This window comes from Rhodococcus sp. NPDC057135 (assembly GCF_042670865.1).
GTDB lineage: Bacteria > Actinomycetota > Actinomycetes > Mycobacteriales > Mycobacteriaceae > Rhodococcus_F.
The window spans coordinates 39,422-53,087 of sequence record NZ_JBHUUU010000012.1; the positions used below are offsets into that span (position 1 = coordinate 39,422).

Annotated in this window: 13 protein-coding genes and 1 pseudogene; 7 read left to right on the forward strand and 7 right to left on the reverse strand. The window is 61.6% G+C overall.

Features of this window, described 5'->3' with window-relative positions:
* Nucleotides 1-151: 151 nt before the first annotated feature.
* On the reverse strand, nucleotides 152-1,288 hold the full coding sequence (locus ACFT1A_RS21955) for a GIY-YIG nuclease family protein (RefSeq protein WP_378448750.1): 1,137 nt from the start codon (nucleotides 1,286-1,288) through the stop codon (nucleotides 152-154).
* A 45-nt stretch (nucleotides 1,289-1,333) separates the two neighbouring features.
* Nucleotides 1,334-1,921 (reverse strand): TetR family transcriptional regulator, encoded by a 588-nt coding sequence (locus ACFT1A_RS21960; RefSeq protein ID WP_378448751.1) that lies wholly within the window; start codon nucleotides 1,919-1,921, stop codon nucleotides 1,334-1,336.
* Nucleotides 1,922-2,101: 180 nt separating this feature from the next.
* On the opposite strand from ACFT1A_RS21960, the gene ACFT1A_RS21965 reads away from it, so the two are divergent.
* The 3 genes from ACFT1A_RS21965 (at nucleotide 2,102) to ACFT1A_RS21975 (ending at nucleotide 5,342) form a co-directional block, all read left to right on the forward strand.
* The gene (locus tag ACFT1A_RS21965) at nucleotides 2,102-3,667 is read left to right on the forward strand and encodes an LVIVD repeat-containing protein (RefSeq protein WP_378448752.1); all 1,566 of its coding nucleotides are present in this window, start codon (nucleotides 2,102-2,104) and stop codon (nucleotides 3,665-3,667) included.
* Entirely contained in the window at nucleotides 3,664-4,326 is a 663-nt protein-coding gene (locus ACFT1A_RS21970; RefSeq protein ID WP_378448753.1) for a DUF305 domain-containing protein, read from the forward strand. The genes ACFT1A_RS21965 and ACFT1A_RS21970 overlap by 4 nt, the downstream gene beginning before the upstream one ends.
* Before the next feature lie 92 nt (nucleotides 4,327-4,418).
* A complete protein-coding gene (locus ACFT1A_RS21975; RefSeq protein ID WP_378448754.1) occupies nucleotides 4,419-5,342 on the forward strand; it encodes a DUF2797 domain-containing protein in 924 nt (307 codons plus the stop codon).
* Between the two features lie 7 nt (nucleotides 5,343-5,349).
* Here ACFT1A_RS21975 and ACFT1A_RS21980 read toward each other — a convergent pair whose 3' ends face one another.
* Nucleotides 5,350-5,820: a hypothetical protein gene (locus ACFT1A_RS21980; RefSeq protein WP_378448755.1), complete on the reverse strand. Its 471-nt coding sequence runs from the start codon at nucleotides 5,818-5,820 to the stop codon at nucleotides 5,350-5,352.
* A 705-nt stretch (nucleotides 5,821-6,525) separates the two neighbouring features.
* Between ACFT1A_RS21980 and ACFT1A_RS21985 the strand changes: the two genes are divergently transcribed.
* The 3 genes and pseudogenes from ACFT1A_RS21985 to ACFT1A_RS21995 form a co-directional block, all read left to right on the forward strand.
* Entirely contained in the window at nucleotides 6,526-6,894 is a 369-nt protein-coding gene (locus ACFT1A_RS21985; RefSeq protein ID WP_378448756.1) for a hypothetical protein, read from the forward strand.
* Nucleotides 6,895-7,004: 110 nt separating this feature from the next.
* Entirely contained in the window at nucleotides 7,005-7,370 is a 366-nt protein-coding gene (locus ACFT1A_RS21990; protein WP_378448757.1) for a pyridoxamine 5'-phosphate oxidase family protein, read from the forward strand.
* A 78-nt stretch (nucleotides 7,371-7,448) separates the two neighbouring features.
* Nucleotides 7,449-8,246, forward strand: a pseudogene (locus tag ACFT1A_RS21995) (HNH endonuclease family protein); the annotation flags it as partial.
* 58 nt (nucleotides 8,247-8,304) lie between these two features.
* Here the strand turns inward: ACFT1A_RS21995 and ACFT1A_RS22000 are convergent.
* The 4 genes from ACFT1A_RS22000 to ACFT1A_RS22015 all read right to left on the reverse strand — a co-directional run bounded on the left by ACFT1A_RS22000 (nucleotide 8,305) and on the right by ACFT1A_RS22015 (nucleotide 11,867).
* Nucleotides 8,305-8,475 carry a hypothetical protein gene (locus ACFT1A_RS22000; RefSeq protein ID WP_378448758.1) on the reverse strand — a complete coding sequence of 57 codons (171 nt, stop codon included), beginning with the start codon at nucleotides 8,473-8,475 and terminating at the stop codon, nucleotides 8,305-8,307.
* A gap of 346 nt (nucleotides 8,476-8,821) precedes the next feature.
* On the reverse strand, nucleotides 8,822-9,190 hold the full coding sequence (locus tag ACFT1A_RS22005; RefSeq protein WP_378448759.1) for a hypothetical protein: 369 nt from the start codon (nucleotides 9,188-9,190) through the stop codon (nucleotides 8,822-8,824).
* A gap of 288 nt (nucleotides 9,191-9,478) precedes the next feature.
* Nucleotides 9,479-10,597 carry an Ig-like domain-containing protein gene (locus ACFT1A_RS22010; protein WP_378448760.1) on the reverse strand — a complete coding sequence of 373 codons (1,119 nt, stop codon included), beginning with the start codon at nucleotides 10,595-10,597 and terminating at the stop codon, nucleotides 9,479-9,481.
* A 55-nt stretch (nucleotides 10,598-10,652) separates the two neighbouring features.
* A complete protein-coding gene (locus ACFT1A_RS22015; protein WP_378448761.1) occupies nucleotides 10,653-11,867 on the reverse strand; it encodes an Ig-like domain-containing protein in 1,215 nt (404 codons plus the stop codon).
* 297 nt (nucleotides 11,868-12,164) lie between these two features.
* Here ACFT1A_RS22015 and ACFT1A_RS22020 point away from each other — a divergent pair, with 297 nt between their 5' ends.
* Nucleotides 12,165-13,664 carry a SulP family inorganic anion transporter gene (locus ACFT1A_RS22020; RefSeq protein WP_378448762.1) on the forward strand — a complete coding sequence of 500 codons (1,500 nt, stop codon included), beginning with the start codon at nucleotides 12,165-12,167 and terminating at the stop codon, nucleotides 13,662-13,664.
* The last annotated feature ends 2 nt before the right edge of the window (nucleotides 13,665-13,666 follow it).

Here is a 13,666-nt window from a genome sequence, read left to right on the forward strand (position 1 = left end):
ACGCCGCCATCCCTTTCCGTGTGTGTCCGGGTGGGCTGGTTTTTTTTTATACGCCCCCGCGACCCCCACGCCCCGGGGGGCGCAAAAAACCGTGGGGGGGGGGACCGGGGCGCCCCCCCCCCCACAGTGTTGCCTACCTGGAACTGTTGCCTTACTTGGACTTACGAGGTCCCGGCATAACCGCACCTGGGCGGGCGGTGGTCAACCGCGTGACCCAACCACTGACGGGCCACTTCTTCAGGCCGACGTTGTGCGGGGTGACTTCGGTTCCGACGTACTTGGCAGCAAGCTCGTCGTCGACGGTTCCGTTGAACCGCCACAGCTGGCTTCCGTCGGCGTTGCGCGTGGACACCTCCCACGACTGAGCGCGGAATGCACCACGAATGATGCTGTCTGCAAACACCAGAACCGGGATGCCGATCTCGGCGCGGACAGCCGCCCCGGCAGACCACTCGGCGCGCGCGAGTTCGTAGATCTCTTCCTGCGTTGCTCCCGGACGAGCCGATGCCGGTACATGAAGGACGATGCTCGGCGTCGGGAGTTCCGGCGCGGGGTCCGCCGAGTACCGCAAGGCGAGTTCCTCGACGCGGGTCGCACGGGTGTCCTTGTCCGACGTGTCGCCAGCGAGGTTGGTCAGACCGTCTCCCGCGTCTGTGATCCGCAAAGCTTCCGCGATTCCGCGGACGACCTCTCCGGTGGTGGCGGCCGAATCGGTGGCGGCGGAGACCGAGCGGAGGAGTACGAAGTGCTCCACCGCCGAACCTGCGTCGTAAATCTCGCGGATCCGAGCGATCTTGGCTGCGGTCACAGCAGCATTCGTCTCGGCCGGACCGGCCGCACCTTCCAGATTCGCGAGTTCACCGAGCGCTTCGAACACCGGCGCGAAGACCTGATTTCCCGTGCCGTGCCCGACATGGAATACCTGGTGGTTACGTGGGTCGCGCAGGGCAAAGACATACTGCCCCAGCCTCTTCCCGACCTTTTCGGTAAACGGCTGCGGAGCCGGCTTCCGGACGACGACCTCGGTGGACAGAGTGCGCATCACGGCCAGACGGAGTGCGTCGGGCACGCTACTGGAACCGGCAGCACCGGAAAAGATTGCCGCCGAAGCAGCGCTGATCGAGGTGAACGTGCGGCCGACTTGCTTCTCGAGAGAGGCAGAGACCGTACCGACCGCAGTCAGTTTTGCATCGAGGGTGCCGTCACCCTCGACAAGGAACTCCTTGATCAACGGAGCAACGAGCAGGGTGGAGCCGATAGCGCGAGGAACTGTCCAGACAATAGCCATGGCACGAGCCTAGGCGATCACTTCGAGACGCGAGGCGAACGCGACTCAGCCCGCCGCTGCCGGTCCGGCCAGTCCCTGCACAAGAAGGTTCCACGCCGAGTGTGCGACTTCTTTTCGCGAGCTCTCGGCGGTCCGTTCCATGATCGCGGCAAACATGGCGATCGCCAGGATCACGTCCTCAGCGGTGACGGACTCACGGATCTTCCCAGTTCGGCGGGCCTCGTCCAGGCGTTCTTCGAGGAGATCGGTCAAACGTGTGCCGGCCGAATTCAGTCGAGAGTCGCCGAAGGAGACGGGCTTGATGACCTCCACGAACACGATGGAGGTGGTGATCTGGTCGACCAACAAACGAAAAAGATCGTCGAGAGTCGAATCCGGATCGGCAGCGAGGTCTTGCAGTTCGACGATGTTCTCGTCGAACACCGCAAGTGCAAGGCTTTCGCGAGTGGGAAAGTGCCGATAGAGGCTGCCCTGGCCGACGCCGGCCGTGCGGGCGATCAGGCTGAGCGGCGCAGCAAAACCATGAGTGGCGAACACCTCGCGAGCTGCTGAGATGAGCGCCGCACGATTGCGCGCCGCATCTCTCGGTCCTCTGTTGAGGGATCCGCTATTGACGCGGCCAGACGATGTCACGCACACTACGATACCAACCGGACAGCATTGTCCGGTTGGTTGCGGCCCGACACCGGTTCACACCCCGACCCGACCGTCGTGAGCGCTCGAACACGCGCCTGCCCTCCGTGCTGCCTGTCCGTGAGGCACGTCTGTCCGTGAGAGATACGAAAGGCAATCCCGCACCGGGAGTTGGACTCGATGAAATCGTTCACGACCATCAGAACCAGATCTGCCATCGCGCTCGTCGCATTGATCACCATCCTTCCGGTGTGTGTTGCCGCTGCCGAACCCGCCGCTGCCCCCGGCTCCATCCTCGAGGCTTCAGGCGTCGGCTCGAATGCAGCAAGTCGCGCGGAATGCGGGCCCGGTTCGATGCCCGAGACAGGATTGCAGGGCGATGTGCCCGCCGAGGACCGAAACAGTGGACGCAGCCGAGATGGCTACAGCTGCAACATGTCTCAGATCGGCGGCTACTCGGGTCGCGGCGGCGGCATCACCTCCACCAACTTCGAACACTGCTCGTACGTCGGCAGCTTCTTCCCCGGAAACCTCCTGGGACCCGCGCAGGGCGTCCAAGTTCTCGACGTATCAAATCCTGCCAACCCCGCACTCACCGCCACTCTGACCGAACCCGCGATGCTCGCCGGAACGTGGGAGAGCCTCAAGGTCAATACCGCACGAAAGCTGCTGGTGGGCACGGGCGTTCCGCTCTTGACCGGCGTCGGCCTGATGTCGGTCTACGACATCTCCGACTGCGCGCACCCGAAACTGCTCAACCCCGGACCCGGAACCGATCTGGGAATGCTGCTGCCCATCACCAATCACGAAGGCGGATTCTCACCGGACGGGAACACATACTGGTCTTCCGGCACCGCACCCGGTGTTGTGAGCGCCGTCGATCTCACCGATCCCGCCAACCCTCGCGTCATCTGGCAGGACCTCATCGGGTTGTCGACCCACGGCTTCGGCATCAGCCCCGACGGGAATCGCATGTATCTGTCGAACAATCTCGGCGGAATACATGTTCTCGACATCAGTGAGGTTCAGCGCCGCCTCCCGAATCCGAAGGTGCGCCAACTGTCCCAGCTCTCGTGGACGGACGGCTGGGCCACCCAGCACAGCATTCCGGTCACCTACGACGGTTCGCCGTACCTGTTCACCGTCGACGAAGGTGGTTCCGGCGGAGTCAAATTGATCGACGTCTCGAATGACGACGAACCGTCCGTCGTCAATTCGGTGAAGCTCGAGATCAATCTGCCGGAGAATCAGGACGCTGCACTGGCGTCCGCTGCCGGTGGATCACTGTTCGCGTACGAATCGCACTACTGTTCGGCCGATCGCCCAGTCGACCCGACGGCGCTGGCATGTGGATGGATCTCGAGCGGGATTCGGGTCTTCGATGTTCGAGATCCCTTCGACGTCCACGAAATTGCGTACTTCAACCCACCCGCCCGAACCGGCGACAATCTCCAACTCGCCAACTCGCCGCACGCTCTTGCCTCGCTCATCGGGGTACCCATTCTCAGCACGCCGGCAATTGCGCAGTCGATCGCGCAAGGTCAGTTCGATCCCGGCCAAGCGCTGAGTTCGCGGTCAGGCATGGTCGCTCTCGGCGACATCTCCACCGATTGGTGCTTCTCCCCACCTGAATGGCGAGGGACGACGTTGTGGGCGACGTGCGCCGACAACGGCTTTGTTGCCATGCAGCTCGACAACGGTGTCTACGCACCGCCCTCGAACCAGAAAACGACTGTCGGGTCATGACGGCTACGCGATCGGTCAAAGCCGTCGCGCTGGTGGCTGCGGCACTGATGCTGCTCGTACTCGGCGCAGCATTGCGTCCCCTGTTCACGCCCGAGAACCACACGCAGACAGCTGTTCTGAGCGAAACCGAAATCGGATTCGTGCACGACATGGCGACACACCATCAGCAGGCCCTCTTCATCCTCGCGCGTCTGAGTCCTGATGTGAACCCGGCGGTGACGAGACTGGCCCAGCAGATCGACGATGTTCAGCGAACCGAGATCGGTGTCATGCTCGGTTGGCTCCGACTGGCGGATGTGCCACCGAACAGTAGAACGCCGATGGAGTGGATGGAAGCATCCGGCAGCGGTACCGGCGATGGCCATCATCACGCGGCACCCGCTGCGCCCGACACCGACACCGAGGTCATGCCAGGAATGGCTACGACCGAGGAACTCGAGAGATTGGGCGCCGCTCGAGGCAGCGATGCCGAGGTTCTGTTCCTTCAACTGATGGAACGCCACCACCGCGGCGGGATCGCCATGGCGCAGGCTGCCGATGCCCTGCTCGAGCGTGGACCGGTAAAACAGTCGGCTCGCGACATGATCAACACCCAGAGCCAGGAATCCGGGCTGATGACACTGATGCTAGGACAACGTGGAGCACAACCACTGCACTGACCCGCCCGCGCACTGACTACCATGGCTGTCGACCTCCGAACTACCGCGCCAACCGCGACGACGCCTCGTCCAGAAGGAATCGACACTTCATCATGACCCTGCTCGTCCGCGGAATCGAATGGTCGAACCCGACAGCACCGCGGATCCGATGCGTCGACGACACCACTGCCGCTACGACGTTCTTCACTCACGACTCGGTGCTGCGGTTCTCCGTCGACGAGAAGAAGGGCCGCCGTTGCCTCGGCTGGCGAGATCTCACCGCCGAAGGTCCAGGGCACTCGCCGTGCGACCGCGGGGCCACGGTCACCGCAGGACGCCAATGCGACCGATGCCGAAATCGCGAGGGGTTCACCACAGTTCATCAGGCACACGTCAGCGGCGCGCACATTCATCCGAACGTGCGTACCTACCTCACACAACCACAATGGCTCTACGTCGACGTATTCGCCGGTGGTCAGATGAAGGTGGGGACGGCGTCCGAGTTCCGCAAGCATCCGCGAGTCGCCGAACAAGGCGCAGTCTGCGCGTTGTTCGTCGCGCGGTCGACAGACGGTTACAGCATCCGTTCACTCGAAGCCCGGGTGTCGGAAGAGTTCCACTTGAGTCAGGCCATACGTACGTCTCGAAAGATCGAAGCACTGACAGGGTCTTTGGATCGCGAGAAACTCCGAAAGTCGTTGCATCACTTCGTATCGTCGATCAAAGACGAGCTGAAGGACATCGGGTCGGGTATCGACGGCATCGAGATCCTGGAGGCTCCCGAAGAATGGACGGCGCCGGCGTGCGCCGACGTGGTCTTCGATGCGGCACCGCTGATCGCGTATCCGCACACTTTCGAGTCCGGGGAGCATTCTCTGTATTTGGAGGGCCTTGCCGGTTCGATCGCATCGCTGCGGATCGACACCGACCCTGAATCACCACGCTTTGTCGCGGACGTGTCCGGACTGGTCGGTCGAACCATCACCGTCGGCGAGTTCGTATCCCCTGGCGTGGCGATTCAGGAATCGTTGTTCTGAAAGTAAGTCAGCAGCTTCCTGCGGTCGCTGCGGCGAATCCGCGAGTGACCTCGGCCTGCTCGTCGGCAGACAAGCTCGACCATTCAGGATAAGCCTGGATGGACGTCATCATGTCGTTTGCCAATGATTCACGCGTCATACCCATTTCCTCGCCCGACTGGTCGATTGCCGGCTGGTACGCGTCGAGGTACCGGAGTACGTCGGCGCAGGCTTGCGCGTAGGTCCGCGGCAGCGCCGAGCTCGCATTCGGGTCCGAAGGAATCTCCGCCGGAGCGCTCGACTCGACCGAAGGCGCCTCGGTAGTCATGTCCGACGAGGTCGCCGGAGCCTCGGATGACGCCGTCGGCGTCGCCGTGGTGGTCGCCGAAGCGGAGGAAGTGAGTGTTCCGACCTCGGTCGGCTTGTCTCCGTCAGAACCGCAGGCAACCAGCGCCACCAGCGAGCAGGCACCGATGAACCCGGTGATCGTTTTCTTCATCCCTCAAGGATGCCAGAGGGCCACTGACGTTCGAACCGACCGGCATCGCCGGTCAGTGACAATCGCCTGAGCAGCCTGCCGAATCCGAGCGCCTTGTCCTCCCGACTGCGGGATTGGACTTGTATGCCCCGTTCGCTAACCCATGCTACGGTGACTTAACTGCAAAGTAACTAAGGGTGGGATTGTCCGGTCTGCCGCGTTCGTCCGGAACGCTCCGATCGGGAATAGTTCGTCTTTAAGGGGCTGGAACGAGTGGGACTTTTTCGTCGACGCGGTTCCCGGGAGGATGACGACGATCGCGGGCCAAACCTCGATCGCAGCGATCCCGGGTACGCCGCCTGGTTCGCGAACGTCGCCGACGCGGGCGGTCAGCCGATTCCGTACAAGCGTCCGCTGACCGCGCCCGTATATCCGCAACTCCAGCCTCAGGTCCCGGACTACGAGACAGACACGAGATGGCCGCTCAACGCACCCCCCGGAGACGGCTGGCTGCCCGCAGACCGCATCGACGAATTCGAGTCGTCGAACGGCCGCTCATCTGCGCATAACGGAACAGGACCCCAAATCTCACAAGCTGAACAGTTGCCGCCCGGCCCACTCGCGACGCCGCAACCAACGATTCCACCTCGAAATGTACCGATGACTTCACCACCGAAGCATCACCTGGAGTCGCCCCGCGCGGCTCTGCCCAACCAAGGAGAAGCAATGAGCAACATCGACAAAATCCTCGGCGAACTGATGCGCATCGACGGTGCCAGCGGTGTAGCCGTCGTCGACGCCGACAGCGGAATGGTTCTCGGCATGAGCGGCAACCCGTCATTCAGCCTCGAGTACGCCGGCGCCGGCAACTCCGAGGTTGTGCGAGCAAAGCTCCGCACGATGAGTAACTTGGGAATTACCGACACCCTCGAAGACATCCTGATTACCCTGAGCAACCAGTACCATCTCATTCGTGTCCTCGAGACCCCCGGACTGTCAACGCTGTTCGTGTACCTCGTCCTCGACCGCGCACGTGCGAACCTGGCACTCGCTCGCCACAAGCTGGGCGAACAGACCCCCAAGATCGAGATCTGAAGCTTCCTCCTCCCCGACAAGGCCCGGGTGTCGCCGTTCGGCGACACCCGGGCCTTGTTCGTTTCACATCATCGATTTGTATCCGACGTGCGGGCGTCGATACTGAGACAGTGACTATCGCGGACGCTCCTTGCGTGTGGTTGACCACCCTCCGAAGTGACGGCTCGCCGCACACGACTCCGGTCTGGTTCCTGCTGCGTCAGAACACATTCTGGATCCCGAGCGCCGAAAAGAATCGGAAGGTCCGGAACCTGCTGGACGATCCTCGGGTCTCATTGGCGGTCGACGGCTCCGCACGCGACCCGTGGGTCGCACAGGGACTTGCAACAATTCATCGCACCGTGGACGAGTTCGGTGATCTCCTGCGACTTTTCGGCAAGAAGTACGACGGCTGGGATGCCGCAGATAACACTCGCGACGGCCCGCGGGTTCTTGTCTCGGTCCCGGTGAAGCGGTGGCTGCTTCGACCGGACTGACGGGAGGTGCCGGTTCGGCCCGAAATGTCGTGAATGACATACTTGTAGTTCATCTCTCGAAGAAATGGACTCTCGCACATGGCACGCACGGCACATCACAGGCGCGGCATCACCGGCGTCACCATCGGCATCGCTGCCGTGATCGTGCTGGGAGGCTGCGCCAATTCGACGGCCGCAGCACCCGAAACATCCTCTCTCGGTTCAGGAATCGGATCCGGTGTAACGACGACGGTAGTGGCCGGCGCCTCGACGCCGTCGGCAGTGGCCGGCTCATCGACGCCGTCGGCAGTGGCCGGCTCCTCGACGCCGTCGTCCGTCACAGCTGAACTGCTGGCGCAGATCCCGATCAAGGGACGCGCACCCAAGACCGGGTACGACCGCGCACTGTTCGGTACGGCCTGGACGGACGACGTCACCGTCGAGTTCGGCCACAACGGCTGCGATACGCGCAACGACATCCTGCGCCGCGACCTCACCGACCTGACTTTCAAGGACGGCTCCAAAAGCTGCTCGGTCCAAACCGGCACGCTCCGTGACCCGTACACGAACAAGACCATCGCGTTCACTCGCGGCCAGGACACGTCTTCTGCAGTCCAGATCGACCACGTGGTCGCACTTTCGGACGCATGGCAGAAGGGCGCACAGCAGCTCGATACGCAAACGCGAACCAATCTCGCCAACGACCCTCGAAACCTGCGCGCTGTCGACGGACCCACAAACCAGAAGAAGTCGGATTCCGACGCAGCGTCGTGGCTGCCACCCAACAAGGCCTACCGCTGCCAGTACGTGACTGCTCAAGTGGAAGTCAAAGCGGCATACGGTTTGTGGGTCACTCAAGCCGAACACGACACCATCGCCGACATTCTTGCGACCTGCTGAACTCTTGCGGTGATCAGAGGCCAGTGATCAGGGGCCACTGATCAGCGGCCAGTGATCAGCGGCCTTTGATCAGATACCGCACAATCGCCATTCCGAGTGCGAGGCCCAACACGGTGGCCAGCGCTGCAACGAGACCGTGACCGGTCAATGCGACGAACATACCGGTAACGATCGCGACAACGGCGATGATCCCCGCGTCCACTCTGCTTTGACCACGTTCATGCATGGCACTCTCTCGTGCTGTCAGGTCCGTCCACTCCCCTCGTAGCGGACGGACCCAGCGGCAATCTGTCGAAATGCGCGAACTTCTGGTGGCCTCACCGGGCTGACTTTGCGGGCGGTCCTGCGAGGCCGGCACGTCCCCCGGAGCCAACTCACATCGGTTCACGAAGTCCGTACCTTCGAAGAATATACCGAGTGGTAGGTAATTACTGAGGGCCAAAGTCCCTGGTCGTCGACTCATGCGACGAGTGGTGGGAAACTCGAGACGAACGAGCGCATCCGCGAGCCGAGTGTTTGATCGAGATGGCAAGAACAGCCATATCCGATATTCATGTCAAGCCAGGAGACGCCTATGACCCGAAAAGTGATCTGAGATCCAACGATCCGATTGACGACACTCTCTTCCAATCAGCGCAATATGCGGTGGTGAAGCGAGAATCCGTCAAGAGAATCGTGACTGTCGCCGGTTCGAGGGTGCTTTCGAACTCGAGGACATTCAATTCACCGTCGCCGTCAACTTTTGCTCGGCCGTATATGCATGGCATGTCAGCCGATTCGGGTCCAGAAGTTGTGTAGGTTCCCGGCAACACCTCCCACGGCACGTCGAACAGCCCGTGTCCGGGAATGTTTCCCGGCGCTGCCGAGGCCGCAGACGTCCCGATCATTGCCACACTGACAGCTACTACCGCAGCGGACGCGAGCAAACCAACCTTGCGCATTTTCCCTACCTTGTTCATACCTGAACCGCAGCGGCGAGTTCGAAGGCTTGTTGATGTAAGAACCCGCGGTTCGCGCAGTTCTTCGACCAACGGTAGTAAAGGGACACGAGTTTTGGTGAGCTACCTTTTGTGGTTCTGGCCCGGTTTCCGTGACGGAGACTCCCATTGAGAAAAATAGGGAACGCCGGCGTTGCGGCTCTCGGCATGATTCGAACCTGTCATTCCAGTATTCGACCACACGCCCGTATTCGAGCCGAAACGTCGACGCTCCCCTGCCGTTTGGGTGACTCAGCCTCCGAGTGAGCCCGTCGGCAGCTTCGAGAAGATGTCCCCGAGGCTTCCGGTTCCGCCCGGTGTCTCAGGATCCGTCGGATCCGCCGGCTCGACGACGATGACACCAGGCACGGTGACGGTCACGGTCTTGTCCGCAGATTCCGAAGAACTGAACTTCTTGGTACCCAGAAACTTTGCGGTGATGCGATGCTCGCCCTGGTCACGGAACGGCCAGACCAGTTCAGCATGGCCATTCGAATCGACTGCGGCGCTGCCGATCTTGGCATCACCGTCGAAGAACTCGACTGTTCCCTCACCTGGATTCGGGTCGATGCTCGCCGCGATCTTGACGTCTTCGCCCGTCAGTGCCTCGAGCGCGACAGCGACCGTCGTCTCGGTCTGGTTGGTCGAGAAGACCTCTGTAGTCGAGAGGGCGCCGCGTCCGTCGCCCGAAGCAACACAATACCCAGCGGCATTGACCCAACGGGACTCACCGAAGCTCATGCTCGTGTCTTTGATCTTGATGGTCGGGCTCGCGGCCCCTCCGCGCAGGTGCGTCGTCGCATTGCCCTCGTCGGAGCGAGCTTCGAGTTTCAATTCGACTGCCGGCAGACGGAAGTCCGTGTTGGCCTTGACCTGCAACCCTTCCTTGGGCTTGTTGTCACTGGCGCTCGGACCGTCGTTGACAGTTTTGTTGCTGGTACCGGTAATGCGCAAATATTCACCGGCAGCGTTCGCATTTCCGTCTGCACCCACACGGAGCAGCACCGCCGTTTCGCCGGTCAAGTTGGACGACGAATCACCGACGAGGGAGTACGAAACCAGTGTTGCCCCTTGAGGAAGCGCAATGTCGTACTTGATTCGACCGGTGTCCGAATCCGAACTACGCATGGTGCCGGGATGGAGTTTCACCGTGAACTGTTCGCCAGGACGCACGAACGTGGGCGCCGTGACCTCCATGTTGTCGGAGAACGACGAATCCCAGTCGGTGGCGCCGTCGACCCGGCACTTGTGTTCGAAGGAAACTGTTCGTGTCACGGCATCGGAGGCTACTGCCGTCGGCGCGGACACAGCGAGGAGTCCGGCCGTGAGAGCTGGTACGACTGCGCAGACAGCCAGAGTACGGGGGTTCATGTGTTGCCTTTCGAAAGAACTCGGGCATCGAGTGTTCGCTGAAGTAGGACCGTGATCAGTTGCCGCCGAGCGAACCTGTCGGCAGCTGGGGCAGAACGGACTCGAGGCTGCCGAGACCACCCGGAGTGCCCGGGTCGGTCGGGTTGGGATCCACCGGACCTGTTGTATCGCCGGTCACCGTGAGAATGTGTGCCGCCGACGTGTACTTCTCCTCGTCGCCGGTAGCGGTGAACACCGCTGTCACAGACTTGATTCCGGCCTTACCGAAGGTCAGATCCAGGCGGGCAATACCGCGAACCACCGGCCGTGGGTCACCGACGGGCTTGCCGTCGACCATGAACTGCACTGTTCCCGTGGCATTTTCCGGTTCGACGTGAGACGCGAAGGATACCTTGGCGCCGGTTGTGGCGGTAGCCGGTCCTTCGAGCGTGGTCACGATGTCGGTACCAGGCTCGGGATCGACGGGCCCCAGGTCCCCGTCGATTTTCGTCGACGCCAGGCCGCCGGCACCGGCATTGAGAGGGCCGGTCTCGCTGTCGCGGGGTGAGCACGACGTAGGTGCCCAGATCGTTCCCGCGAGCCAGTGGCTGACCTGAGGAAGGAAGGTCAAGAATGACTCCGGTCCGCCGAAAGTACCTGCAGCACCCGAGGTCCGGACATTGGTCTCGACAACGCCGGAAGGCCCGGCCTTCACGGTGATTCTGATCTTAGGAAAGACGATATTCGTCTCGGCACCGGACTGAGCATTGATCGCGAGCCCACCGTGCGCACCCGACGACGATGACGGACTGTTGCCGATCGCTTCGTTTGCGCCGGACAACCGGAGTATCGGGCCGTCAGGTGTGGGAGTGCCATCTTCGTTGACACGAATCACCGAAGCAGGTTTCCCGGCGACAACATTGCCCGGATCGGTGACCGTCGCCGAGACGAACTCCGCGTTGGTCGGAATCGGAAGGTCGATCTTCAGACGCGAGATCTTCTTGACGCTTGCGCCGCTCACATCGTTCGGGATCTGGACGCTTCCCGGATCCACGTCGATGTCGAAGACTTGACCTGGCGCGACGACCGCAGGAGCCGAAACCCGCACCGTGGCAGGCTTTCCGTCTGACGACGGCCCGGAGAACGCACTCGGAACTGCGCGGCACGTGACCTGAAAAGTTGTCGACGTGGTTTCTGCAACGGGTGCCGCGGTCGCCGGAATCACGGCCACCGCGGTTCCACCGGCAAGGAGGCCGGCTAGCAGCGCAGCATTCAGTAAGCGTTTTGACATGATGTCCTCTCGGAACAACCTGATTGACGTTTGCCGCCGAACTGTAACGGAGCGAACGTCCGAATTGGCCAGTTTTCGATCAACAAAAACCACACAGTAGGTAAATACTTGGTAAGGGTTACTGGCCGTCACATCTGCCAGCCAACGCAAGCCTTGCCCATCCTCGCCGAGCAAAACAATCGAGATTCATTGCAGCAAAAAAGAATTCGAAGGCCATTCGCATCGCTGTCGAATTTCCGTTCACACTCTACCCTTACGGGAGGGTAGAGTCTGAATACCTCGTCAGGACGGAATCTCATGGCAGTAACCACCGCTTCATCCACCAACGACAACTCGGTACGGGCCGCGCTTCGGTCACCTCGCCGACTCAAAACCGAAGTCTTGGCCGGACTGGTCGTGGCATTGGCATTGATCCCCGAAGCGATCTCGTTCTCGATCATCGCCGGGGTGGATCCGCGGGTGGGATTGTTCGCCTCGTTCACGATGGCTGTGACCATCGCCGTCGTCGGCGGACGACCTGCCATGATCTCCGCGGCCACCGGCGCCGTCGCACTGGTCGTCGCTCCCCTGACACGCGAGTACGGAATCGACTACCTGATCGCGACAGTCCTCCTGGCCGGTCTCCTCCAGATCGTGTTGAGTCTCCTCGGCGTTGCAAAGTTGATGCGTTTCATCCCGCGCAGCGTCATGGTCGGATTCGTCAACGCACTGGCCATCTTGATCTTCATCGCCCAACTCCCCCACCTGATCGACGTTCCGTGGCTCGTCTACCCACTCCTGGCGATCGCCCTCCTGATTCTCGTGTTCTTGCCGAAACTGACGAACGCGGTCCCGGCTCCACTGGTGGCGATCGTGGTACTGACCGCCGCCACAGTCGTTTTCGCTTTCGACGTTCCCGATGTCGGCGACGAGGGCGAACTTCCGTCGAGCCTGCCGACGCTACTGTTCCCCGACGTCCCTCTGGAAATGCACACACTGTCGATCATCGCTCCGTACGCGTTGGCCATGGCGCTCGTCGGACTCCTCGAATCGTTGATGACGGCCAAGCTCGTCGACGACGTCACGGACACCCACTCGAACAAGACCCGAGAAGGGTGGGGCCAAGGCGTCGCGAACATCGTCACCGGCTTCTTCGGAGGCATGGGAGGGTGCGCGATGATCGGCCAGACCATGATCAACGTGAAGGTCTCCGGCGCTCGCACTCGGATCTCGACCTTCCTCGCTGGCGTGTTCCTGCTGATACTCGTGGTCGGCCTGGGCGATGTCGTGGCGTTGATTCCGATGGCCGCATTGGTGGCCGTCATGATCATGGTCTCGGTGGGCACTTTCGATTGGCACAGCATCAATCCGAAGACACTGCGCCGCATGCCGATCGGCGAAACAACGGTCATGCTGGTCACCGTGGCTGTCACCGTCGCGACCCATAATCTCGCCTACGGCGTGATCGTCGGAGTGATTACCGCGATGGTGATCTTCGCCCGCCGCGTCGCGCACCTCACCGAAGTTGTCGACGTAGCGCATCCGGACGAGGACACCCGTGTCTATGCGGTTCGAGGCGAGTTGTTCTTCGCATCGAGCAACGATCTGATCTATCAGTTCGACTACACCGGCGACCCGAAGAACGTTGTCATCGATCTCTCCGAGTCTCATATCTGGGACGCGTCGACCGTGGCGACTCTGGACGCCATCACCACCAAGTACGCGGCCAGAGGCAAGAAGGTCGAGATCGTGGGCCTCGACGGCGCGTCGGCCGAGCGCCATCTGCGCCTGTCCGGTCGTCTGGGCGACGGTCACTGAGA